The organism is Vibrio sp. dhg (assembly GCF_003443775.1).
GTDB classification, from domain to species: Bacteria; Pseudomonadota; Gammaproteobacteria; order Enterobacterales; family Vibrionaceae; genus Vibrio; species Vibrio natriegens.
Genome location: NZ_CP028943.1, coordinates 478,678 through 501,805 on the forward strand (window position 1 = coordinate 478,678; position 23,128 = coordinate 501,805).

Sequence of the window (23,128 nt, forward strand, 5' to 3'; positions counted from 1 at the left end):
GATGACTAACTATGCGTCATTTTTTTGTTTTTATGTATATTTATTCAATAAAAGGCGTGAAATATTTAACAATTTTAGACTGTTTTATTTTCATCAACTTCACAAGCTATAGGTTATTGTAAAAAAGGTCAAGTTATTAGTGGATAATCACGCTAATCAGGGATTTACCATTTAATTTGCTGAAATTATTCAATGATTTCAATTAGATATAAATTTGATTGTTACAATAAAGTAACATTTACTACTGGCTGGAATAAAAAAGACCAGCATAAAATGCTGGTCAAAATAAAAAGACTGGAAGGAATTGTTTTCTTTCTTGTTGAACAGCCAACAATATAATTATTGGCTGCTCGCACTCAGAAAGAGGGAGGAGTGTATCTCCTCCTATTATGCTGAAAGCATCAGCGAGTTTGCTTTTGCTTCTAGGTGTGTTCCGCCCATCAGGTATTCATCGATAGAGCGAGCACACTCACGGCCTTCGTTGATACAACGAACGACAAGTGATTGACCTGTACGCATATCGCCTGCAGCGAAAACACCTTCTTGGTTAGTCGCAAAGCCCTGAGTTGCTACATTGCCACGATCATCAAGAGCGATGTCTAGCTGAGCCAGCACACCTGTTGGTTCAGGGTGTAAGAAGCCCATTGCTAGGAAAGCCATGTCACATGGAATTACTCGCTCACTGCCTTCGACTTCTTTGAAGCTTGGGCGCTCGCCAGGTTTTGCATCTTCCCATACGATGTCAGCAATACGCAGACCCGTTACTTCACCTTTATCGTTACCAATGAACTCTTTAGTAAGGATGTTCCAGTGACGATCTACCCCTTCTTCGTGAGAAGTTGAAGTACGAAGGATCATTGGGTACTGAGGCCACGGCATATTCGCAGGGCGTTTTTCTGGTGGAATTGGCATGATCTCAACTTGAGTCACACTCGCTGCACCGTGACGGTTTGAGGTACCAACACAGTCAGAACCTGTATCACCACCACCGATAACTACCACATGCTTGCCTGCTGCGTGAATTTCTTCAGTTTTCAGGTCCATGTTGTTTGCACGGCGGTTGTTTTGACCAAGGAACTGCATTGCGAAGTAAACGCCGTTTAGTTCACGTCCTGGTACCGGAAGGTCACGAGGAACGGTCGAACCACCAGTCAGTAGTACCACATCGTATTCTTGACGTAACTGCTGAGCGTTCACGTCAACACCAACGTGTTGGTTCACTTTAAATTCAACACCCGCTTCAGCCATCAGGTTGATCTTACGATCAATCACTTCCATGCTGAGCTTAAAGTCAGGGATACCAAAACGTAGCAGACCACCGACTTTTTCGTCTCGTTCAAATACCGTCACTGAGTGACCCGCGCTGTTTAGCTGTTCAGCAGCAGCCAGACCCGCAGGGCCTGAACCGATGATTGCAACGGTTTTACCTGTACGAGAGCGTGGCGTTTTTGGCTTGGCGTATCCTTCACGATACGCCGTTTCCACGATGGTTTTCTCAATGTTACAAATGGTGATTGGGTCTTGGTTAATACCAAGTACACAAGAACTTTCACAAGGTGCAGGACATACACGACCCGTAAATTCAGGGAAGTTGTTGGTCGAGCTCAGAATGTTCCATGCTTCTTCCCAGCTATCGCGGTAAACCGCATCGTTAAATTCTGGGATGATGTTACCAATCGGGCAGCCGTTATGACAAAACGGCACGCCACAGTCCATACAGCGAGAAGCCTGAGTATTGATCTTGCTACCAAACTCCTCGTTCAGAACGAACTCTTTGTTGTTCTTGATACGTTCAGCGGGATCGATCTTCTGTGGAAGTTCACGACCATGCTCTAAAAATCCAGTAGGCTTACCCATTACACTGCCTCCGCTTCAGTTTGTTGTGCCTCAGCTTTACGCTTTTGAAGTACCGCTTTGTAATCGCGCGGCATGACCTTAACCATAGAGGCTAGGCTAGCTTCAAAGTTGTCTAGGAAAGACTGAGCAACTTCACTTCCTGTGAATTGAACATGCTTAGTTAACATGTCTAGTAACAGATCTTTGTCTTCTTGTTCGATAGGATCCAAGTCAACGAGTTCTGGGTTCAGTTTGGACTCGAAGTCACCTGATTTATCCCATACGTACGCTACACCACCACTCATACCAGCAGCAAAGTTGCGACCTGTTGAACCTAGGATGATAGCTGCACCACCAGTCATGTATTCACAGCCGTGGTCACCCACGCCTTCAACCACAACTTTCGCGCCAGAGTTACGAACACAGAAACGCTCACCAGCCATACCGCGGATGAAAGATTCACCAGACGTTGCACCATAGAAACATACGTTACCTACGATGATGTTGTCTTCAGCAACAATGCTAGAGTTCGCATCTGGGTACAATACTAAGGTACCGCCAGACAAGCCTTTACCCCAGTAATCGTTCGCGTCACCTTCAACTTCGAACTTCACACCTTTCGCAAGGAATGCACCGAAAGACTGACCAGCAGAGCCTTTGAACTTCACGTTCATTGGCTGTGGCAGACCTTGGTCTTTGTACACTTTCGAGATCTCGTTCGACAGCATAGTACCCGCAGAGCGGTCAGTGTTGACGATAGGGAACTCAGCGTTCACTGCTTCACCTTTCTCAAGCGCCGGAATAGCGGCTTGGATAAGTTTACGGTCTAGTACTGATTCAAGGTTGTGGTTCTGCACGGTTTGGTTGTAAACACCGTCGGCTTCACGTGGTTGCTCGATGTGTAGAACAGGAGACAGATCCAGGTTCTTGTATTTCCAGTGAGAAATGTCTTGGCGAACACGCAGTTTCTGGCCTTGGCCAACCATTTCATCGATAGTACGGAAACCAAGTTCCGCCATGATTTCGCGCAGACCCTGAGCCATGTACTGGAAGAAAGTGACTACGTCTTCTACGCGGCCATCAAAGCGCTCACGCAGAGTTTTGTTCTGAGTTGCGATACCAACAGGACAGGTGTTCTTATGACACTTACGCATCATTATACAGCCTTCAACAACCAATGCTGCTGTTGCCACGCCCCATTCTTCCGCACCTAGTAGAGTCGCGATTGCAAGGTCACGAGGTGTTTTCATCTGGCCGTCAGCCTGAACAACGATACGGTTACGCAGACCATTCTTCAGAAGTGTTTGGTGTGTTTCTGCCAAACCTAGTTCCCAAGGAAGACCAGTGTGACGAATCGAAGAAATTGGCGATGCACCTGTACCGCCATCGAAACCAGCGATCAGTACAACGTCTGCTTTTGCTTTCGCTACACCTGATGCGATGGTACCAACGCCTGCTTCAGATACCAGTTTCACGTTTACACGACCCGCACGGTTCGCGTTTTTCAAGTCGTAGATAAGCTGAGCCAAATCTTCGATTGAGTAGATATCGTGGTGTGGCGGTGGAGAAATCAAACCGACGCCCGGAGTTGAGTGACGAGTCGCACCGATCCAGTCATCGACTTTATCGCCAGGTAGCTGACCACCTTCACCTGGTTTCGCACCTTGAGCCATCTTGATTTGAAGCTCTTCTGCGTTAGTCAGGTAGTAAGACGTCACACCGAAACGACCTGATGCAACCTGTTTGATTGCAGAGCGTTCCCAGTCGCCGTTTTCTTTACGCTCGAAGCGAATTGGATCTTCACCACCTTCACCTGAGTTGGATTTTGCGCCTAAGCGGTTCATCGCAACAGCCAGTGTGGAGTGTGCTTCGTGAGAGATCGAGCCAAATGACATTGCACCCGTTGCAAAGCGTTTTACGATGCTCTCAATTGGTTCAACTTCGTCGATAGAGATAGAACCTGCTGGGTTCTTAATGAACTCAAGTTGGCTACGAAGCGTAACAGCATTGTCGCCTTGCTTATCTACTGCGCTCGCGTACTGCTTGAACTGAGAGTAGTCTTTGTTACGAGTCGATTGCTGAAGCAGAGAAATCGTTTCTGGGTTGAACAGGTGTTTCTCACCACGTTGTTTCCATTGGTAAACACCGCCAACATCAAGCATTTGAATTGGGATTTCACGTTGTGGGTAGCCAATACGGTGACGAACCACGACTTCTTTTGCGATGTCATCCAGAGTCAGACCCTGAATACGAGAAACCGTACCAGTAAAGTATTTGTCTACAACGGATTTGTGAATACCAAGCGCTTCGAAGATCTGTGCGCCGTGGTAAGACTGCAGCGTTGAGATACCCATCTTAGAGAAGATCTTCAGCAGACCACCGTTAACGGCTTTACGGTAGTTGTTGAACAAATCGCTTGGATTTGCTTCAGGATCGAGCTTTTTCGTACGCTGTAGTTCGATGATGCTTTCGATTACCAAGTAAGGGTTAACCGCGTTTGCACCATAACCAAGTAGAGTCGCGAAGTGGTGAGTTTCACGCGCGTCACCCGTCTCTACCACGATGTCACACTTAGCACGCAGACCTTTACGGATCAGGTGATGGTGAACTGCGCCAACCGCCAGCATTGCTGGGATAGCCGCGTGGTTAGAGTTTACTGCACGGTCTGTCAGTAGGATGATTGAGTAGCCGTCGATCACTGCGTCTTCTGCGTATTGGCAGATACGTTTAAGTGCGCGCTCAAGTTTTCCTTTTTCTTCGCTTGCCTGGAATACGATGTCCAGTGTCTTAGCTTGTAAGTGCTCGTTATCGATAGCACGTAGCTTCTCAAGCTCAGAGTTAGCCAGTACTGGAGATTCCAGTTCTACCTTTTGACAGTGAAGTGGTGTTTCTGTCAGTAGGTTTTGGTCTTTACCCAAGTAGGTGTTCAGGGACATAACCATACGCTCACGGATCGGGTCGATCGGCGGGTTAGTTACCTGAGCAAACAGCTGCTTGAAGTAGTTTGATAAATGCTGTGATTGGTGAGACAGAACGGCTAGCGGCCAGTCAGCACCCATTGCAGATAGTGGCTCTTTGCCATCGTTTGCCATTGGAACGATGATTTCGTTCACTTCTTCTGAGCTTACGCCAAATGCTTGTTGGCGGTGTAACAAACGCTCTGGAGAAGGTTGGCTAAACTGGTTACTTGCATCTGGCAAGTTTTTCAGACTGAGAAGGTTATCTTCAACCCATTTTTCGTATGGCTGAGAGGTAGCAATGGTATCTTTCACTTCTTCATCAGAAATGATACGACCTTGCTCTAGGTCAGCAACAAAGATACGACCAGGCTGTAGACGACCACGGAACTCAACGTTTTCTGGTGCAATGTCGACTACGCCAGACTCTGATGCCATAACCAGGAAGTTGTCTTTCGTTACTGTGTAGCGAGAAGGGCGCAGACCGTTACGGTCAAGCGTTGCACCTACTTGAACACCATCAGTAAAACATACAGAGGCAGGGCCATCCCATGGTTCCATAATGTTTGCGTGGTACTGATAGAATGCACGACGCTTAGGATCCATGTTTTTGTTTTCTTGCCATGCTTCAGGAATCATCATCATCAGCGCGTGAGGCAGGGTACGACCAGAAAGAACCAGCAGTTCCAGAGCCATATCAAAGTTTGCTGAGTCAGACATGCCTTCTTGACAGATAGGCAGCAGCATATCGATCTCAGCCTGCGTGAACAGGTCTGATTCAATAATCGCTTCACGGGCTTTCATCCAGTTCAGGTTACCGCGAACTGTATTGATTTCACCGTTGTGAGCAATGTAGCGGAAAGGCTGAGCCAGACGCCATCTTGGGAATGTATTGGTAGAGAAACGAGAGTGTACCAGTGCCAGTGCAGTCACCATGGTTGGGTTCTGCAGGTCAAGGAAGTACTGTGGTACCTGTTCTGTCGTCAGCTGGCCTTTATATACCAGAGTCTTGTACGACATAGAGTTAATATAAAACTCGTCTTTGATATTCGATACGCTTTCCAGGCAGACACGTACAGTGTAGTTACGCAGAACGTACAGTTTACGTTCCAGTTCCTCAGGTGTAACACCCGGGCCACCAGAGATAAATACGTGTTCGAATTGCGGCTCTGTGCTAAGCGGGTCGGCACCAAGCATAGAGTTATCTACTGGAAGTACGCGGTAGCCAATAACTTCAAGATCCAGGCGCTTGGCATTGCGCTCTAGAATGTCACGGCACTGTTCACGTTTGTATTCGTCTTTCGGGAAAAGAACGACACCAACACCATATTTTTCGAACGAAGGCAGTTTAATGCCCTGTTTAACGGCTTCTTCCAATAGAAATTCATGAGGTTTCTGCAGCAAGATACCAGCGCCGTCACCGCTACATGGGTCACAACCTTGACCACCACGGTGTTCCATACGCGCCAGCATATCCAATGCTTGCGTTACTACTTCATGAGATTTACGGTTTTTAAGGTGAGCAACAAAACCGATACCACAAGCGTCATGCTCCAGCTCTGGAGTGTACAGACCCTGTGAATTGTGCTCTCTATCTACCATAGATACATCCTTCCAGTTCAATGTAGACGCGAAAACCCCAGACAGACTAAGCCTGTCTAGCGAAATTTAATTTGCGTCTTGTCCTTTATATTTATGATTCGCCACCGGTCGAGGTTGACCAGTCTTGATTCCTTTCCGTATCTCGCAGGAAAAGTGTTGCGAGAAAAACATTCCTTGGTGTTATCTCTTTATTATTTGCCACTTATTGGTGACTTATATAGGTAGGAGTGGGATAACACCGATAATCCCCGCAGTCCGTGTTGTAATCAAAATGACAAAAACCACGTGGATACGTAAGTATCCTACAATTTTGTTACTTCGGAATGCAACGAAAAGTCGACGTTGTGACCCATTTTTTTTGTTTAATTATGCATATTTTGTTTAACAATTACGTAACATTGCCAGTTTTTGTATGTATTTATGCAGGTTTATTGATTTTGACTAGTCTGTGACTCGTTTGGATTGATTAAGATTCTGTGATTTTTCTTGCAGGGATGTAATTTATTTACACTAATCGTAGTGATATTGATTACGATTTTGGTTTGGTGGAATTTTATGCAGTTACATGAGTTGGTCAACACATTAGGCCAGGATCTTCAGCGCCGATATGGTGAAAAAGTTCATAAATTAACATTGCATGGTGGATTTAGCTGCCCAAACAGAGACGGTACGATCGGACGTGGAGGGTGCACATTCTGTAATGTTGCGTCTTTTTCTGACGAGGAAGTACAGGTTAAAAGCATTCATGAGCAACTGAACGATCGTGCCGGGGAGATCCAACGCGCGAAAAAGTATTTAGCCTATTTTCAGGCGTACACCAGTACTTATGCCGAAGTTCAAGTTCTCAAGAATATGTATGAAGAGACACTTAAAGCGGCGGATATCGTAGGTTTATGTGTCGGTACCCGACCTGACTGCGTTCCTGATGCCGTACTGGACTTACTCTCTGATTACGTCAAGCAAGGTTACGAAATCTGGTTAGAACTCGGTTTACAAACGGCTCATGACGACACGCTGAAGCGAATTAACCGCGGCCATAATTTCGAATGTTATGCGGAGATCACCAAGCGCGCGCGTGCTTTAGGTATTAAGGTGTGCACGCATTTGATCGTTGGTTTACCTAAAGAAACGCGCCAACATAACGTGGAAACCATGAGTAAAGTTCTTGAAGTGGGGACGGATGGCATCAAATTGCATGGTTTGCACATTGTTGAAGGCAGCACTATGGCTAAAGCGTGGCGAGCCGGGAAGCTGGAAGCACCTGAGCTAGAAGAGTATGTCGCCATTGCCAGTGAATTAATCCGCATGACGCCGGAGGAGATTGTTTATCACAGGGTTTCTTCTGCGGCACGTCGCCCGACGCTGTTGTCGCCACTCTGGTGTGAAAATCGCTGGTTGGCGATGACAGAGATTGGTCGTGCATTGGACATAGAAGGTGCTCAGGGGAGTTTAACCGGTAAGCCGTTTATCTATAAAAAGCCTGAGCTTAAACTTAAAGCATCTACTCATCTCTGATTTCTTACTGCTAGCATAAAATTCTACAGGCCCAAGTATTTTATTCCTACTTGGGTCTGTGGTTTACCATTCTACCCTTAGCGCTTCTCATCGCTTTTTAAGTCTTTTCCAATGTCTGTTTCATCGTTCATTATTAAACATACGAACGATGAAAGAGAAGTTATTGCCAACGCTTTGTGACCTCTTGCTCTAAGTTGATAGTGAGAAGTTTAAATCACCGTATCAAACACGTTAAACTGCTGGTACTTGGTGTTTTTCCATTATTACCCTGAAGTTGTATACCAAGGTTCATGTCTAATGTTCAGGGATGATATCTAGCTTTACGCCGTGGAGTCGTGAATGAAACCGATGAAAAATCTTGCCCAGTATTATGTCGACCTTCTGGTGAAACTGGGGATTGTCCGTTTTTCAATTTTGCTAGCACTTGCGCTGGTGGCGTTAGCTGTCGTGGTACAAGTTGGTATTACCTTGGCACTTAAGGGGCGAGTTGACGATATTGATATCGTACGCTCTGTGTTCTTTGGTCTGCTGATTACTCCTTGGGCGGTGTATTTTCTGTCGGTGGTGGTTGATCAGTTGGAAGAGTCTCGCCAAAGGTTAACTAAGCTGGTTTCCAAGCTGAAAGACATGCGCTCGCGCGACCAAGAACTGAACTTCCAGTTGCAACAGAATATTGAAAAGCTCAATCAAGAGATTGAAGAGCGTATTAAAGCCGAAGAAGCTCGCGAAGAAGCGATGAAGGATCTGGAAAATGAGGTCTTTCAGCGTGAACGCACACAGTTAGAGCTCGCGGAGAGAACCGCCTTATTGCGCTCCTTCATTGATGCGTCTCCGGATCTGATTTACTACCGAAATGCGGATGGTGTGTTCTCCGGTTGTAACCGAGCAATGGAAGAGCTGACGGGTAAGAAAGAGCATCAGTTGGTGGGCTTGAGCCCTTGGGATGTCTACAGCAAAGAAATCGCACAGCCAATCGTTGATACGGACCAGAAGGTTTTCACTGATAATCAAGCCATTACCTATGAGCAATGGCTGGAATACCCGGATGGTCGTAAACACTACTTCGAACTGCGTAAAGTTCCTTTTTACAGTAAGGACGGCCGTCATCTGGGCCTAGTTGGTTTTGGTCGTGATATCACCGAACGTAAACGCCATGAGGAGTCTCTGGAAAAAGCCAGCCGAGACAAAACCACCTTCATTTCTACCATCAGTCATGAACTTCGTACTCCACTCAACGGTATCGTCGGGTTGAGCCGAATGCTGCTTGATACTCAACTGACCGAAGAGCAGCGTAAGTACATGCAAACCATCAATGTCAGCGCGATTACGCTTGGAAATATTTTCAACGATATTATCGACATGGATAAGTTTGACCGTCGTAAACTAGAGTTATTACCTGAGCCACTTAATTTCGAAGACTTTGTCGCAGAAATAGAGAGTATCTCTGCGTTGATGGCTGAGCAGAAAGGTTTGCGCTTTGACTTAGAACGCTTGAGCGATTTACCGAAAGCGATTGAAGTTGATGCCACCCGTTTACGTCAGGTTATCTGGAACCTGGTCAACAACGCCATGAAGTTCACCAAAGAAGGCGGTGTGGTAATGACGGTGAGTGCGGATGTCGAAGATGATTTCGCGACGATTATTATCGAAGTGGAAGATACCGGTATCGGTATTCCTGAAGAAGAGCTGAATAAGATTTTTGCCATGTATTATCAAGTGAAGTCAGGCAAAGATAACTTGCATGCAGTTGGTACTGGCATTGGACTGGCTGTATCTAAACAGCTGATTAATATGATGGATGGTGATATTTCCGTAGCGAGTGAAGAGGGCTACGGCAGTACATTTACCGTTTCTATTCATGTTCCAGTCGTGGCTCTAGAAGAACCTATTATCGACGCGCAACGCGATAATGTTCACTTAAATATCTTTATGGTTGAAGATATCGAACTGAACGTGACCGTGGCGAAATCGCTATTGGAAAGCTTAGGCCATTCAGTCACAGTTGCCATGACGGGACAAGAGGCATTAGTCAATTTCGTGCCGGATCAGTATGACTTAGTCTTATTGGATATTCAGTTGCCTGATATGACTGGCTTCGATGTGGCGAAATACTACCGAGAGCACTACGACAACTTGCCACCGTTAGTCGCGTTGACGGCAAACGTACTGAAAGATCGTAGAGAATATCTGCAAAACGGCATGGATGATGCGATCAGTAAGCCGTTGGCTGTGCATGCTATTCAGTCTGTGATTGATAAGTTTTTTGTGCATAGAGTGGAAAAACCACAGCCGGTTGAGGTGCTTGAAGTTAAGGAAGAACCTGCGCCATCACCTGTGATTGAGACGCATCTGCTTGACCTCGATATGCTGGAGTCTTACGTTGATATTGTGGGGGCGAAGCCCGTTTATGACAGCATCAAAATGTTTGAAGATATGATGCCAGATTATATTGAAGTACTGGACTCCAATATGATCGCGAAAGATAAAGATGGCATCGTCTCTGAAGCGCACAAGATCAAAGGTGCAGCAGGTTCCATCGGTTTGAAACGTATCCAAAGTGTCGCGCAGAAAGCCCAGTCTCCGGATATGCCTGCCTGGTGGGAGAATATTTCAGATTGGGTTGAAGAAATAAAAAATGAATACCTCAACGATATCCAAGTACTAAAAAGTTGGTTAGAACAAAGGAAATAACATGAAGAAACTTGCATCAGTGGCCATTGCTACTGCACTGCTGTCGGGTTGTAGTGCTGTTCCTGAAGTGAACTGGAAACAAGACAGCCAGATAACAATTAATCAAGTCAATATTGAACTCAAGAGTAACCTGTGGGTAAATCTGATGCCGACAATAGGTGAGTCTCAGGAACCTAACCTTCACGGCTCTCTCTCTTTGGAAAGTGATACGGAGTTACCGGCCAATCTGACAGTAGAAGCTTTGATAATTAAACAAGGTGACGAGCAATGGATGCTGGACGAAGACGCTTTAGAAACTCGGACGCATAGCGAAAACCAGTGGGAAGTCGCGTTTACCTGGCAAAATCAACTTAACACTGAAAAGTGGGTTGAGCTGGCAATACTGCTGGATGATGCCGGTAAAAAACGTTGGCTGGTAGAAAAGTATGTAAAGGTAAACAAGGTCTACTAGCGCTTATTTTGCCTAAAAAAGCGGTATAGAAAAAGGGCTTGCTCCAATGAGCAAGCCCTTCATGTTTCTCGTGGAATGAAGAATTAGTCTTCTAAATCACCACAGAAGCGGTAACCTTCACCATGAATCGTTGCGATGATTTCTGGTGTACCTGATACAGATTCGAAGTGTTTACGAATACGACGAATGGTTACGTCAACAGTACGGTCGTGTGGTTTAAGTTCACGGCCTGTCATCTTCTTCAGAAGATCGGCACGTGTTTGGATTTTGCCTGGGTTCTCACAGAAGTGCAGTAGCGCACGGAATTCAGAACGAGGCAGTTTGTAGCTATCACCTGACGGGCTCACCAGTGAACGGCTATTGATATCTAGCACCCAACCGTTGAACTCGTATTTTTCTACCGAGCGTTTTTCTTCTTGAACAGCACTTGCGCTCATTGAGCGACTCAACAAGTTGCGCGCACGGATAGTCAACTCACGTGGGTTGAATGGTTTAGTGATGTAATCATCAGCACCAATCTCAAGGCCTAGAATCTTGTCCACTTCATTGTCACGGCCAGTCAAAAACATCAGTGCGATGTTTGCTTGTTCGCGCAATTCACGTGCAAGTAGAAGACCATTCTTGCCTGGAAGGTTAATGTCCATAATGACCAAGTTGACAGAGTTGTCTGATAATACTTGGTGCATCTCTTCACCGTCACTGGCTTCAAAAACAGCGTATCCCTCTGCTTCAAAAATACTCTTAAGAGTGTTACGAGTTACTTGCTCATCTTCAACGATCAGAATCTGCGGGGTTTGCATTGGCGGTACCTAAATTTGTGACAAAATTGTGCTAATAGAATAAATTCTAGGCAAAAATATAACATACAGGTAATGAAATTTTGATAATAAATCAAGTTAATCAAAATTACACTTCTTTCAGTTATCCGCCTTCCATGGAGATTTACCAGCTCACCTACATCCCGTGGCGACTTTTATTCTAATGGGATATTTACCTTTCATTTCCAGTTTCTTATTGGGGGAGGAAACGTAAACACCCTAGATATGGGGCGAATTTTATATTGTTAACAGCATGCTAACAATGCTCAAATGTTAATTCCATGCAGTTTGTTGATTTACATCAATTGATGAAATTTAACTGTTATTAATCATTTAAGAGTTATGATAGAAAAAAATAATACGAACATCGACGCATCGTTATGGAATGCTTATGCAAATTCTTTTTTTCGCTTTGAAACGAAATGGAATGTTTTGAGCTATGTTGTGATAACTGCTTGGAACCCATACAGTAATTTGCGGTCAAAAGAAGATAACTGCATAATTAATCAAAAGCTAGAAAAGCGTCTAAAACACGTTAACTATGTGCCAGTTACTGTAGGTGACCGTACCTTTGAATGGTACGAAGAGAGTTTTGCGGCGGAGATCTCAATAGATGACGCGATTACATTGGCAAACGAGTTTCAGCAGAATGCGATTTATTATATCTCTCATGACGACATCTACCTTATTGTCTGCGGTGATCCGAGCAATCGACACAAAGTAGCTAAAATGAGTGAGCGACTCGTATAACGAAAACAGGATACTACTCGTTGGAGCGTACTCGGACGAGAAAATTCACGGAGGAAATATGAACGATATAACACCAGATATATGTGACCAATTTGAAGACCAAGTAACGTTACTGAATCTGCCACTACAGAATTTTGGACAACGTTCCGCGTTTTTTGGCGAAATTGTCACAGTGCGCTGTTATCACGACAACTCCAAGGTAAGAGAAGTGCTTGGGCAGGACGGCACAGGAAAAGTGTTAATTGTTGATGGCCATGGTTCATGTCAAAAAGCGCTGCTCGGTGATCAATTGGCCATCCTTGGTATTGAGAATGGATGGGAAGGCATTATTGTCTATGGTGCGGTGCGTGATGTGGCGCAAATGTCACAAATGGATATTGGCATTCAAGCGCTTGGCACATGTCCGTTTAAAACAGAAAAGCGAGGCCTGGGTGAGGTCAATGTGACAGTAACGATGCAAAATCAGTTAGTGCAGCCGAAGCATTATGTTTATGCAGACTGGAATGGGGTGTTGATCTCAAAAGAGAAACTGGATTTTTAGAAGCGAAACCCTAACCCAACTTCAAAGCCTTGTTGCCAATCTTGATAATCTAACGTTGCGTGAATATCTAACTTGTCAGTAATTTTCACACGACTAGACACCTCGGCAGCAAGGCCCGTATCTTCTTCATCAACACGCTCGTTGGTGTCAGCTTTGTAAGAACGCAGCGTACTCTTAACAGTGACACGATCATTAAAGTGGTAGCTAACGCCACTTAAAAAGCCGCTTTGATTTTGGACTGGGGAGTTGTTGACGCGTGCACCAACATAGAGATCAACCGAATCAAATAACTCGTACGAATAGCCGCCGTCGATGTTCCATACATCGAAGCTATCAGTTTGATAACTGTCACTTGAGATAAATAACTTGTGTGGGGAAGTTATTGCTGCTCCAGGAAGGGTAGGTAGCTCAGTCGCTAAAGAAACACCAGGCATGACAAAAAGTAACAGAAAAAGCCATTTTTTCATGCTCACCACTCCTTGTGTTTCAGAACTTTTTATTGGTATGTGCTCAACGCTTCCCAATATTAAAGCATATAATATGAAATGCAGCTCATTTATTTCCCAAATAATTAACTCTCGTGGAGTGTGATCACACTTAAATTGTTGTGCAAGAGTGGTTGCTCTGCATTTTCTTTGATCTTTGCCGTTTTAGCCAAGATCGCCATGAATGTGGGTGGAATGTAACTTTTTCTATGCAAAGCTATTTCGGGAATGAAATACTAAGATAAATTTATTAAAAATTGAGTTTTAATTTATTTCTTTATTTTCAGTGATATATAGCAGGATTTATCTCTGTAAGACTGGGAAATAAACAATTTTTTTGTTGACTCTGTTACAGAAACTCGGTAAACGTAGAGTTAAGCAAACACACAATTCGTAGAATATTAATTTATGCCAGTTAACAGCCTCGTTGTAATGACCACCACCATTATTATTACCGACATTACAATTGTTGGGGCAGGCTGCTGAGCGAAAGAAATTCACAAGAAAGGCCTGTATCCAACAAGATACAGGCCTTTTTTTATGCTTTCTTAATACAAAATTTAGACAAGTTTAAGAAGATACACTGGAGGAAGGGATGCGAGTATTGAAGTTTGGCGGTTCATCATTGGCTGATGCAGATCGCTTTTTAAGAGCAGCAGATATCATTGCGAATAATGCTCAACAGGAAGAAGTCGCAGTCGTGCTTTCTGCACCGGGTAAAACAACTAATAAACTGGTTGCTGTGATTGAAGGCGCTTTACGAAATGGTGAAGCAGAATTACAAATTAACGAGTTAGAAGAATCGTTTAAAACGCTTTTTGCCGATATCCAAGCCTTGGTTCCTAATCTGGATGGGACTGGCTACGACAATCAAGTTAAAACCTCGCTCTCTCAATTACGTCAATTTGTCCATGGCATCAACCTGTTAGGCATGTGTCCAAACAATGTGAATGCGCGCATCATCAGTAAAGGTGAACGTGTTTCTATTCAACTAATGAAAGCGGTACTTGAAGCAAAAGGTCAAAAAGCCAGCCTAATTGATCCGGTTGAATACCTTTATGCTCAAGGCGATCATCTTGAAGCGATGGTTGATGTTGATATTTCTACACAAAACTTCCGCCAAAAGCCTCTTCCTCAAGGCCATGTCAACATCATGCCTGGTTTTACTGCCGGTAATGAGAAAGGAGAACTGGTTACTTTAGGTCGTAATGGTTCAGACTATTCGGCTGCGGTTTTGGCTGCTTGTCTTCGCGCCGATTGTTGTGAAATCTGGACTGACGTTGATGGCGTATACAACTGTGATCCTCGCTTGGTAGAAGATGCACGACTATTAAAATCACTGAGCTATCAGGAAGCGATGGAGTTGTCTTACTTCGGTGCGTCCGTTCTGCACCCGAAAACCATCGCTCCAATTGCTCAATTCCACATTCCATGCTTAATCAAGAACAGTTTTAACCCGCAAGGTGCAGGTACGCTGATTGGCCAAGATACCGGTGAAGATAACCTGGCTATCAAAGGTATTACTACACTGAATGACCTGACCATGGTGAACGTCTCTGGCCCAGGTATGAAAGGCATGGTTGGCATGGCGAGCCGTGTATTTGGGGCTATGTCTTCAGCGGGTGTTTCAATCGTACTGATCACTCAGTCATCATCAGAATACAGCATCAGCTTCTGTATCGAAGCTGAAGATAAAGCAAAAGCGCAGCAGACACTGGCAGAAGCATTTGAGCTGGAACTGAAAGACGGTCTGCTGGAACCAGTAGAGTTTATCGATGATGTCGCTATCGTGACATTGGTTGGTGATGGTATGCGTACATCTCGTGGTGTTGCGTCACGTTTCTTCTCATCTCTTGCTGAAGTGAACGTGAATATTGTTGCAATCGCACAGGGTTCTTCAGAGCGCGCTATCTCAGCGGTTATCCCTGAAGATAAGATCTCTGAGGCGATCAAAGCCTGTCACATGAACCTGTTCAATTCTAAACACTTCCTTGATGTTTTCGTCGTAGGCATCGGTGGTGTTGGTGGTGAGCTGGTGGATCAGATTGAACGTCAACAAGCCAAACTGGCTGAAAAAGGCATCATCATTCGCGTATGTGGTCTGGCAAACAGTAAGGGTCTGCTACTCGATAGTGAAGGGCTGCCACTGGAACACTGGCGTGACCGCATGTCTTCAGCTACTGAAGAGTTCAGCCTAGCGCGCCTGATTGCACTTGTGCAACGTAACCACATCATCAACCCTGTTTTGGTTGATTGTACTTCGAGCGAAGCCATTGCTAACCAGTACGCTGATTTCTTGGCGGCAGGTTTCCACGTTGTTACTCCAAATAAGAAAGCCAATACAGCAAGCATGGCGTACTACCATCAGCTTCGCGATGTGGCGCGCAACTCACGTCGTAAATTGATGTACGAGACGACAGTTGGTGCTGGTCTGCCGGTTATTGAAAACTTGCAGAACCTTATTTCGGCAGGTGATGAACTGGAGCGATTCAGCGGCATTCTGTCAGGTTCACTATCATACATCTTCGGTAAACTAGACGAAGGTATGAGCTTGAGCGAAGCGACAAACATCGCGAAAGAAAACGGCTTCACTGAACCAGATCCACGTGATGATCTATCGGGTATGGATGTGGCTCGTAAGCTTCTTATCTTAGCTCGTGAAGCAGGGATGTCGCTAGAGTTAGAAGACGTGGTGGTTGATCAGGCGCTACCACCAGGCTTTGATGATTCAGGCAGTGTTGATGAGTTTATGGCGAGACTACCTGAAGCCGATGCGTACTTTAAAGAGCAGGTCGCAAAAGCCGCTGAAGAGGGTAAAGTTTTGCGTTACGTTGGTGAAATCAGCGACGGCAAGTGCAAGGTAAGCATTGCAAGTGTTGATGAAAATGATCCGATGTTCAAAATTAAAGATGGTGAGAATGCACTGGCGTTTTACAGCCGTTACTACCAGCCAATCCCATTGGTACTACGTGGTTACGGTGCAGGTACTGAAGTTACCGCAGCAGGCGTATTTTCAGACGTAATGCGTACTTTAGGTTGGAAACTAGGGGTATAACAGTAATGAGTTCAAGTGATATGGATGTAGTGGTTTATGCCCCAGCATCAATTGGTAATGTAAGCGTAGGTTTTGATGTTTTGGGAGCGGCTGTCTCTCCTATCGATGGCACCTTATTGGGTGACCGAGTACAAGTGAAAGCGGGTTCTGAACCATTCAGCTTGAAAACAGCAGGTAACTTCGTCTCGAAGTTACCTACAGAACCAAAAGAGAACATCGTTTACGACTGTTGGGTTGTCTTTGCTCGCGAGTTGGACAGAAAAGGTGTAGCGCTGAAACCACTGGAAATGACGCTTGAGAAGAACATGCCGATTGGCTCAGGCTTAGGTTCCAGTGCTTGTTCTATCGTTGCAGCGTTAGACGCTTTGAACCGTTTCCATGGTCAACCTCTGAATGAAACTGAGCTATTAGCGCTAATGGGCGAAATGGAAGGTAAGATTTCGGGTGGTATCCATTATGACAATGTTGCGCCTTGTTACTTAGGTGGCGTGCAGTTAATGCTTGAAGAGCTAGGCATTATTAGCCAGGAAGTACCATGTTTTGATGAGTGGTACTGGGTAATGGCTTACCCGGGAATCAAAGTGTCTACTGCGGAAGCTCGAGAGATCCTACCATCTCAGTACCGCCGACAGGATATCATAGCTCATGGTCGCCACCTTGCAGGCTTTATTCACGCGTGTCATTCTGGTCAGCCAGAACTGGCGGCAAAAATGATCAAAGACGTGATCGCAGAACCGTATCGTGAGAAACTGCTGCCAGGTTTTGCGAACGCACGCCAGTACGCAGCATCTGCTGGTGCGCTATCTACCGGTATTTCTGGCAGTGGTCCGACACTGTTCAGTATTTGCAAAGAGAAAGATGTCGCTGAACGAGTTGCGCGTTGGTTAGAACAAAATTACGTACAAAATGAAGAAGGATTCGTCCACGTTTGTCGACTGGATAAGCAAGGTTCGAAAGTAACAGGAAGTGAGCTATGAAGCTTTACAATATAAAAGAAAATGATGAACAAGTTTCCTTTGGCCAAGCCGTTCGCCAAGGATTAGGTCGTAACCAAGGCCTGTTTTTTCCATCGGAATTACCAAAATTTGATGATATTGATGCGCTGCTAGAAGAAGACTTTGTCTCGCGTAGTACAAAAATTCTTTCTGCATTGATTGGTGATGAGCTGACAGAAGACCAAGTGAACTCTATGGTTGATGCGGCTTTCCAATTCCCAGCGCCTATCAAACAAGTAAAAGATGGCGTTTATGCGTTAGAGCTTTTCCATGGTCCGACACTGGCGTTTAAAGACTTCGGTGGTCGTTTTATGGCGCAATCACTGGCTGCGGTATCTACTGGCGGTAAGATCACGATTCTTACAGCAACATCCGGTGATACAGGTGCTGCGGTTGCACATGCTTTCTACGGTATGGAAGACATCAACGTTGTGATTCTTTACCCTAAAGGCAAAATCAGCCCGCTACAAGAAAAGCTGTTCTGTACGCTAGGTAAGAACATCCATACAGTAGCAATTAACGGTGACTTCGATGCTTGTCAGGCACTTGTTAAGCAGGCATTTGATGATGCCGCTCTGCGTGAAGAAATCGGACTAAACTCAGCGAACTCAATCAACATCAGCCGTTTGATGGCGCAAATCTGCTACTACTTTGAAGCAGCAGCGCAAATGAGTAAACAAGAGCGTGAGAACCTGGTTATCTCTGTACCAAGTGGTAACTTCGGTAACCTAACCGCTGGTTTGCTGGCAAAAGCGCTTGGTTTACCAATTAAACGTTTTATTGCCGCAACAAATGCGAACGATACAGTACCTCGCTACCTAGAAACAGGACAGTGGGATCCAAAACCAACGGTTGCAACGACATCTAACGCGATGGACGTAAGCCAACCAAACAACTGGCCACGTATCGAAGAGCTTTGCCGCGTAAAAGAGTGGGGCTTGGAAACGCTGGGTAAAGGTGCAGTTTCTGATGAGCAAAGTGCCGAGTCAGTAAAAGAGCTGAACTCACTGGGTTACCTATGCGAGCCGCATGGTGCAATCGCTTATCGCGTACTGGACGAGCAACTTCAAGCTGGTGAGACTGGTTTGTTCCTATGTACTGCTCACCCTGCGAAGTTCAAAGAAGTGGTGGATGATATCTTAGAATCTGATATCGACCTACCAGCACCACTGGCTAAGCATGCTGTAATGGACCTATTGTCTGAAGATTTAGATGCGGATTTTGATGCACTAAAAACAGTACTGCGTCGCGTGCAATAAGCTAAATACAAGCTAAATGAGAAGGTGGAGCTTAGTCTCCACCTTTTTTATTTTATAGAGGCAATAAAAAACGACGCTCAATGAGCGCCGCTTTCAAAACTTACCGGAGTGTGTCTCTCTTATAGAGACTCAGTAAACGTACGTGCGATTACATCACGTTGCTGTTCTGGAGTTAGTGAGTTGAAACGCACTGCGTAGCCAGAAACACGAATGGTTAGCTGAGGGTATTTTTCAGGGTTAGCGACTGCATCTTCTAGTGTTTCACGCTTAAGCACGTTCACGTTTAAGTGCTGACCACCTTCAATTTTAGGTGCCGTTTCGATTGCTACTTCGCGGCTTTCGTATTCACCTAGGTCGCTGATTGCAATAACTTGGTCAGCTTCATAGCCTGCTGATGCTGCAATACAACGAGCTTCGTTTTTTTCACCATCTAGTAGCCAGATAGAGTTTAGTAGTTCGTCATTCGCTGCTTTAGTAATTTGGATACCTTGGATCATCACTGTCTCCTAGTCCACTTACGTGGTGTTTATTGGTGTTAGTTTTCAAACTTTTATTGAGCTGAGTATTATATAGCTAATAACCACTATTTTAATATTGATTTAAGTCAAAAAACAACCAAAAACATTAATTTTATTAAGGTTGTTTTGTTGAGGTAAATCAATAAAGTGTTTAAAAACATACTGATTACACTATTTTTGATAAGATAAAAAATATTTTAAATGCAATTATGTTGTTAATTTACTACATATTGTTGATTTGAATTTAACCTGTGATGTGTAACTAATTGTATTTAGGTACGCACACTGAAAGTCTGAAGTGATTAAATGACAAACATGAAAAACAAGTTTGGTAACAAGATGATCGGTGCTCACGTCTCTGCGGCTGGTGGTGTCGATCAGGCCCCGTTACGTGCGCGTGAGATTGGCGCTAATGCTTTTGCTTTATTTACCAAAAACCAGCGTCAGTGGGTGGCAAAACCTCTTGAAGCTAAAACCATCAGTGCATTTAAAGCCAATTGCAAAATGCTCGGGTTTGGTACTGAAAGCATTTTACCGCATGACTCCTACCTGATTAACTTAGGTGCACCAGAAGAAGAGAAGCTTGATAAATCTCGAGCGGCATTCATCGATGAAATGGAGCGTTGTAATCAGCTTGGTCTGACACTTTTGAACTTTCACCCAGGAAGTCACTTAAAGAAAGTATCTGAACAAGAGTGTTTAGCGACGATTGCAGAATCAATTAATCTTGCGCATAAAGCAGTACCAGATGTTATTGCTGTTATTGAGAACACGGCGGGTCAGGGTACCAACCTAGGCTGGAAGTTTGAGCATCTCGCTGAAATCATTGATCAAGTGGACAATAAAGAGCGCGTGGGTGTGTGCATCGATACTTGTCATACTTTTACCGCAGGCTACGATTTAAGAACGAAAGAAGATTGCCAACACACGTTTGCGGAATTCGACCGTATCGTTGGTATGCACTATTTAAGGGCGATGCATTTAAATGATTCAAAAGTCGAATTTGCTAGTAGGGTTGATCGTCATCATTCTCTAGGGAAGGGTGAAATCGGTTGGGATTGTTTTGAGTATATTGCTCGCGACTCTCGTTTTGATGGTATCCCTCTGATTTTAGAGACAATTGACCCTGACATTTGGCATCGAGAAATTGATACTCTTCGTGGTTACCATTTGGAAGAATTCAACAAAAATTAATGCCGTTGTCATAGTTGGCACTTTTCTTTCTTAGTGGTTACTGGGGCCATACAAAGAAGGATTGCATTATGTCTCGACCAAACACTTTTACTCCTTTTTCACATACCAGACGTTCGGTTCGTTTACCTGCACCTAACCGTCATATCACGGGCCAAGGTCACTTCCGAACGCCGCAGAAACACTAAATTCGAATTACCGCTCTCAAGTTGGGGGAAGTTTTTGTCTGTTTAAGTGTTGCTGGTTAGAATAGAGCAACACTTTCGGACAGGAACTTTCTATGAATCAGTCACCGACATGGCACGATGTGATCGGCGAAGAAAAAAAACTCAGCTACTTTGTCGACACCTTAAACTTTGTTGAATCGGAACGTTCGGCGGGGAAAACGATCTATCCGCCAAGCAAAGATGTGTTTAATGCGTTTCGCTATACCGAGTTTAGCGATGTTAAGGTGGTGATTTTAGGCCAAGATCCTTATCACGGTCCGAATCAGGCGCACGGGTTGTGCTTTTCGGTTTTGCCAGGCGTGAGAACCCCGCCCTCATTGGTGAACATATACAAAGAGCTCGCTCAGGATATCGACGGTTTTGAAATCCCTCAACATGGATTCTTGCAAAGCTGGGCCGAGCAAGGTGTATTACTGCTTAATACCGTGCTGACGGTTGAGCAGGGCAAAGCACATTCACATTCGAAAACGGGATGGGAAGCGTTCACTGATAAAGTGATTGAAGCGATAAACATGCATCAGCAGGGGGTTGTGTTCCTGTTATGGGGCGCGCACGCGCAGAAAAAGGGAAGATTTATTGATCGTTCCAAGCATCATGTCCTTACTGCTCCTCATCCTTCTCCGCTCTCTGCTCATCGAGGCTTCCTAGGGTGTAAGCACTTCTCTCAAGCAAACCAACTACTTACAGCCCAAGGTAAAGAGCCGATCAATTGGCATTTGCCGATGACGGTGTAAAGCTAACAACAGCGATTAAGGTTTTCTTATCGCTGTTTTTTTGAGCAGGCTCAAGCTGGTAATGCATTTCTCATGTACACTTATTAGAAGCAGGTGTTAAGGAGAGACGCTATGATGATCGAAAGAATTCGACGCGAACACGGCTACATGGTTCGCCTGTTGGCTATATTGCGCCACAAACTTAATGAAATAAAACAAGAACATGCCATTAACTATGCGTTAGTGGGGGAGATTGTTGACTACCTCTCTACTCATTCAGAACAAGTTCACCATCCAAAAGAGGACATCCTCTACCATCACTTTCTAGAACATTATGGTAAGCAACGAACCATGGAGAACCTAGAGCAGGAACATAAAGATCTCGCCGAAAAGACCAAAGAATTCTCAACGGTGATCGAGATGATTCTGCAAGATGCTGTGGTACCTCAAGATGTGTTTATCTCACATTTAGAAGATTTCATTGATTCACAGAAACGCCACCTCGAACTTGAAGAGCGGAAGATCCTGCCGTTAATAGAAGAGCTGTTTACGACTGAAGACTGGCAGTACGTAGAAAGTCTCTGGAGTGAAAATGAGGATGATCCGGTATTTGGCGATACCATTGCTGACCGCTATAAACAGTTGGCGGAGCGTGTGCGTCAGAGCGATATGGAATACATCTAAAGTAACATTCGCCCGGGCAAATGTGGAATCTGCTCGGGTTTTCTCACCACTTTTCTTATTTAATAAGAATTAACGAGAAATAAAGTTAAGCCTGAATATGGGTTTAACGTGCTCAAAATTCTCAATAGATGAGAACGAAGGCCGAGTGCATTCTAAGTGCTCTTAGCCCCCTTGATGAATCACTCTTTTCTAAATAACAAAAGGCACCCGTAAGGTGCCTTTTGTTCGAATTAGAGTTTGATGTCGTCTAGGTTGTAATCGTTACAGACATCAAGTTCACGCAGCTCTTTTAATAAATTGCGTCTGTCGTTCATCTCTTCAATTTCTCGCCATTTACGTTTCATTGGTTTGGCACGAGATTTGGTTGTTGAGGTAGTATCCAGATTAAAAATGTCATCTAGTTGAAAGCCGTCCATAAGCCACCTTACCTTGTTTATCTAAACTGTTGTAACCAGTCCTTGTGGAGATTTTTAATTACCACAATAATTGTGAGAATAGCCATGACATATTTCGAATTTGTGTCTTTATCATGACATTTTCGTGCAAAAACACTTCCACAATCACACTTTAGTTTGTCTTTCCTGCATAAAAAATGCCCAAACGAGCCAGTGAAAACGATTAAATGAAGAGATTTTCTGTGTTAACGAGAAGGCTGGAATTAGAGCATAAAGCCAAGGTAAAAGTTGCATAAAACCACTTTGGTTAAATAGTGGTCGACTAACGATTTTATTAAGGAGGTAACTTTCTGTTACACCTTATGAATACTAGCCTTAAACCGAAAACATGGACTGAAACTCTATTGGTTATAAATTGAATATCATTGTTATCTTTAGGTAAGAG

17 protein-coding genes and 1 other annotated feature are annotated in these 23,128 nt (G+C 44.5%); of the genes, 11 read left to right on the forward strand and 6 right to left on the reverse strand.

Annotation, left to right across the window (positions count from 1 at the left end):
* Positions 1 to 387 precede the first annotated feature (387 nt).
* Positions 388 to 1,857: a glutamate synthase subunit beta gene (locus tag DBX26_RS02255; RefSeq protein ID WP_014230823.1), complete on the reverse strand. Its 1,470-nt coding sequence runs from the start codon at positions 1,855 to 1,857 to the stop codon at positions 388 to 390.
* Positions 1,857 to 6,395, reverse strand: coding sequence for a glutamate synthase large subunit (gene gltB, locus DBX26_RS02260; protein WP_014230824.1), 4,539 nt, complete (start codon positions 6,393 to 6,395; stop codon positions 1,857 to 1,859). Before gltB ends, DBX26_RS02255 begins: the two co-directional genes overlap by 1 nt.
* A 555-nt stretch (positions 6,396 to 6,950) precedes the next feature.
* Between gltB and DBX26_RS02265 the strand changes: the two genes are divergently transcribed.
* The 3 genes from DBX26_RS02265 (at position 6,951) to DBX26_RS02275 (ending at position 11,052) form a co-directional block, all read left to right on the forward strand.
* Positions 6,951 to 7,910 carry a TIGR01212 family radical SAM protein gene (locus DBX26_RS02265; RefSeq protein WP_118117721.1) on the forward strand — a complete coding sequence of 320 codons (960 nt, stop codon included), beginning with the start codon at positions 6,951 to 6,953 and terminating at the stop codon, positions 7,908 to 7,910.
* 339 nt (positions 7,911 to 8,249) lie between these two features.
* The gene (gene arcB / locus DBX26_RS02270; protein WP_014230826.1) at positions 8,250 to 10,601 is read left to right on the forward strand and encodes an aerobic respiration two-component sensor histidine kinase ArcB; all 2,352 of its coding nucleotides are present in this window, start codon (positions 8,250 to 8,252) and stop codon (positions 10,599 to 10,601) included.
* Position 10,602: 1 nt separating this feature from the next.
* Positions 10,603 to 11,052 carry a membrane lipoprotein lipid attachment site-containing protein gene (locus tag DBX26_RS02275; RefSeq protein WP_014230827.1) on the forward strand — a complete coding sequence of 150 codons (450 nt, stop codon included), beginning with the start codon at positions 10,603 to 10,605 and terminating at the stop codon, positions 11,050 to 11,052.
* 83 nt (positions 11,053 to 11,135) lie between these two features.
* On the opposite strand, the gene arcA is transcribed toward DBX26_RS02275, so the two are convergent.
* Entirely contained in the window at positions 11,136 to 11,852 is a 717-nt protein-coding gene (arcA, locus tag DBX26_RS02280; RefSeq protein WP_020335906.1) for a two-component system response regulator ArcA, read from the reverse strand.
* Positions 11,853 to 12,212: 360 nt separating this feature from the next.
* On the opposite strand from arcA, the gene DBX26_RS02290 reads away from it, so the two are divergent.
* Positions 12,213 to 12,620, forward strand: a complete 408-nt coding sequence (locus DBX26_RS02290) for a DUF3293 domain-containing protein (RefSeq protein WP_020335907.1) — start codon at positions 12,213 to 12,215, stop codon at positions 12,618 to 12,620.
* A 58-nt stretch (positions 12,621 to 12,678) separates the two neighbouring features.
* Positions 12,679 to 13,161 carry a putative 4-hydroxy-4-methyl-2-oxoglutarate aldolase gene (locus DBX26_RS02295; RefSeq protein WP_020335908.1) on the forward strand — a complete coding sequence of 161 codons (483 nt, stop codon included), beginning with the start codon at positions 12,679 to 12,681 and terminating at the stop codon, positions 13,159 to 13,161.
* Here the strand turns inward: DBX26_RS02295 and DBX26_RS02300 are convergent.
* Entirely contained in the window at positions 13,158 to 13,628 is a 471-nt protein-coding gene (locus DBX26_RS02300) for a ribonuclease regulator (protein WP_162889656.1), read from the reverse strand. The two genes, DBX26_RS02295 and DBX26_RS02300, sit on opposite strands and share 4 nt — an antisense overlap.
* A 439-nt stretch (positions 13,629 to 14,067) precedes the next feature.
* Positions 14,068 to 14,187, forward strand: a sequence feature (Thr leader region).
* Between the two features lie 54 nt (positions 14,188 to 14,241).
* Between DBX26_RS02300 and thrA the strand changes: the two genes are divergently transcribed.
* Genes thrA through thrC form a run of 3 tightly spaced genes read left to right on the forward strand, consistent with a single transcriptional unit; the run spans position 14,242 to position 18,955 of the window.
* Positions 14,242 to 16,701: a bifunctional aspartate kinase/homoserine dehydrogenase I gene (gene thrA / locus DBX26_RS02305; RefSeq protein WP_118117724.1), complete on the forward strand. Its 2,460-nt coding sequence runs from the start codon at positions 14,242 to 14,244 to the stop codon at positions 16,699 to 16,701.
* A gap of 20 nt (positions 16,702 to 16,721) precedes the next feature.
* A complete protein-coding gene (thrB, locus tag DBX26_RS02310) occupies positions 16,722 to 17,678 on the forward strand; it encodes a homoserine kinase (RefSeq protein ID WP_118117726.1) in 957 nt (318 codons plus the stop codon).
* The gene (thrC, locus tag DBX26_RS02315; protein WP_014230834.1) at positions 17,675 to 18,955 is read left to right on the forward strand and encodes a threonine synthase; all 1,281 of its coding nucleotides are present in this window, start codon (positions 17,675 to 17,677) and stop codon (positions 18,953 to 18,955) included. Before thrB ends, thrC begins: the two co-directional genes overlap by 4 nt.
* A 119-nt stretch (positions 18,956 to 19,074) precedes the next feature.
* Here the strand turns inward: thrC and grcA are convergent, their stop codons facing one another.
* A complete protein-coding gene (grcA, locus tag DBX26_RS02320; RefSeq protein ID WP_014230835.1) occupies positions 19,075 to 19,452 on the reverse strand; it encodes an autonomous glycyl radical cofactor GrcA in 378 nt (125 codons plus the stop codon).
* A gap of 327 nt (positions 19,453 to 19,779) precedes the next feature.
* Between grcA and nfo the strand changes: the two genes are divergently transcribed.
* The 3 genes from nfo to DBX26_RS02335 all read left to right on the forward strand — a co-directional run bounded on the left by nfo (position 19,780) and on the right by DBX26_RS02335 (position 22,288).
* The gene (gene nfo / locus DBX26_RS02325) at positions 19,780 to 20,667 is read left to right on the forward strand and encodes a deoxyribonuclease IV (RefSeq protein ID WP_118117728.1); all 888 of its coding nucleotides are present in this window, start codon (positions 19,780 to 19,782) and stop codon (positions 20,665 to 20,667) included.
* Positions 20,668 to 20,944: 277 nt separating this feature from the next.
* Entirely contained in the window at positions 20,945 to 21,625 is a 681-nt protein-coding gene (gene ung, locus DBX26_RS02330; RefSeq protein ID WP_020335913.1) for a uracil-DNA glycosylase, read from the forward strand.
* A gap of 111 nt (positions 21,626 to 21,736) precedes the next feature.
* Positions 21,737 to 22,288, forward strand: coding sequence for a hemerythrin domain-containing protein (locus DBX26_RS02335; RefSeq protein WP_162889657.1), 552 nt, complete (start codon positions 21,737 to 21,739; stop codon positions 22,286 to 22,288).
* A gap of 230 nt (positions 22,289 to 22,518) precedes the next feature.
* On the opposite strand, the gene DBX26_RS02340 is transcribed toward DBX26_RS02335, so the two are convergent.
* Complete coding sequence (locus DBX26_RS02340; protein WP_014230839.1) at positions 22,519 to 22,704, reverse strand: DUF3545 family protein; 186 nt, start codon at positions 22,702 to 22,704, stop codon at positions 22,519 to 22,521.
* Positions 22,705 to 23,128: the final 424 nt, after the last annotated feature.

Excerpts from the sequence above, each read along its gene's own strand:
- DBX26_RS02255 (WP_014230823.1), bottom strand. The coding sequence starts at position 1,857 with ATGGGTAAGCCTACTGGATTTTTAGAGCATGGTCGTGAACTTCCACAG.
- gltB (WP_014230824.1), bottom strand. The coding sequence starts at position 6,395 with ATGGTAGATAGAGAGCACAATTCACAGGGTCTGTACACTCCAGAGCTG.
- DBX26_RS02265 (WP_118117721.1), top strand. The coding sequence starts at position 6,951 with ATGCAGTTACATGAGTTGGTCAACACATTAGGCCAGGATCTTCAGCGC.
- arcB (WP_014230826.1), top strand. The coding sequence starts at position 8,250 with ATGAAACCGATGAAAAATCTTGCCCAGTATTATGTCGACCTTCTGGTG.
- DBX26_RS02275 (WP_014230827.1), top strand. The coding sequence starts at position 10,603 with ATGAAGAAACTTGCATCAGTGGCCATTGCTACTGCACTGCTGTCGGGT.
- arcA (WP_020335906.1), bottom strand. The coding sequence starts at position 11,852 with ATGCAAACCCCGCAGATTCTGATCGTTGAAGATGAGCAAGTAACTCGT.
- DBX26_RS02290 (WP_020335907.1), top strand. The coding sequence starts at position 12,213 with ATGATAGAAAAAAATAATACGAACATCGACGCATCGTTATGGAATGCT.
- DBX26_RS02295 (WP_020335908.1), top strand. The coding sequence starts at position 12,679 with ATGAACGATATAACACCAGATATATGTGACCAATTTGAAGACCAAGTA.
- DBX26_RS02300 (WP_162889656.1), bottom strand. The coding sequence starts at position 13,628 with ATGAAAAAATGGCTTTTTCTGTTACTTTTTGTCATGCCTGGTGTTTCT.
- thrA (WP_118117724.1), top strand. The coding sequence starts at position 14,242 with ATGCGAGTATTGAAGTTTGGCGGTTCATCATTGGCTGATGCAGATCGC.
- thrB (WP_118117726.1), top strand. The coding sequence starts at position 16,722 with ATGGATGTAGTGGTTTATGCCCCAGCATCAATTGGTAATGTAAGCGTA.
- thrC (WP_014230834.1), top strand. The coding sequence starts at position 17,675 with ATGAAGCTTTACAATATAAAAGAAAATGATGAACAAGTTTCCTTTGGC.
- grcA (WP_014230835.1), bottom strand. The coding sequence starts at position 19,452 with ATGATCCAAGGTATCCAAATTACTAAAGCAGCGAATGACGAACTACTA.
- nfo (WP_118117728.1), top strand. The coding sequence starts at position 19,780 with ATGACAAACATGAAAAACAAGTTTGGTAACAAGATGATCGGTGCTCAC.
- ung (WP_020335913.1), top strand. The coding sequence starts at position 20,945 with ATGAATCAGTCACCGACATGGCACGATGTGATCGGCGAAGAAAAAAAA.
- DBX26_RS02335 (WP_162889657.1), top strand. The coding sequence starts at position 21,737 with ATGATGATCGAAAGAATTCGACGCGAACACGGCTACATGGTTCGCCTG.
- DBX26_RS02340 (WP_014230839.1), bottom strand. The coding sequence starts at position 22,704 with ATGGACGGCTTTCAACTAGATGACATTTTTAATCTGGATACTACCTCA.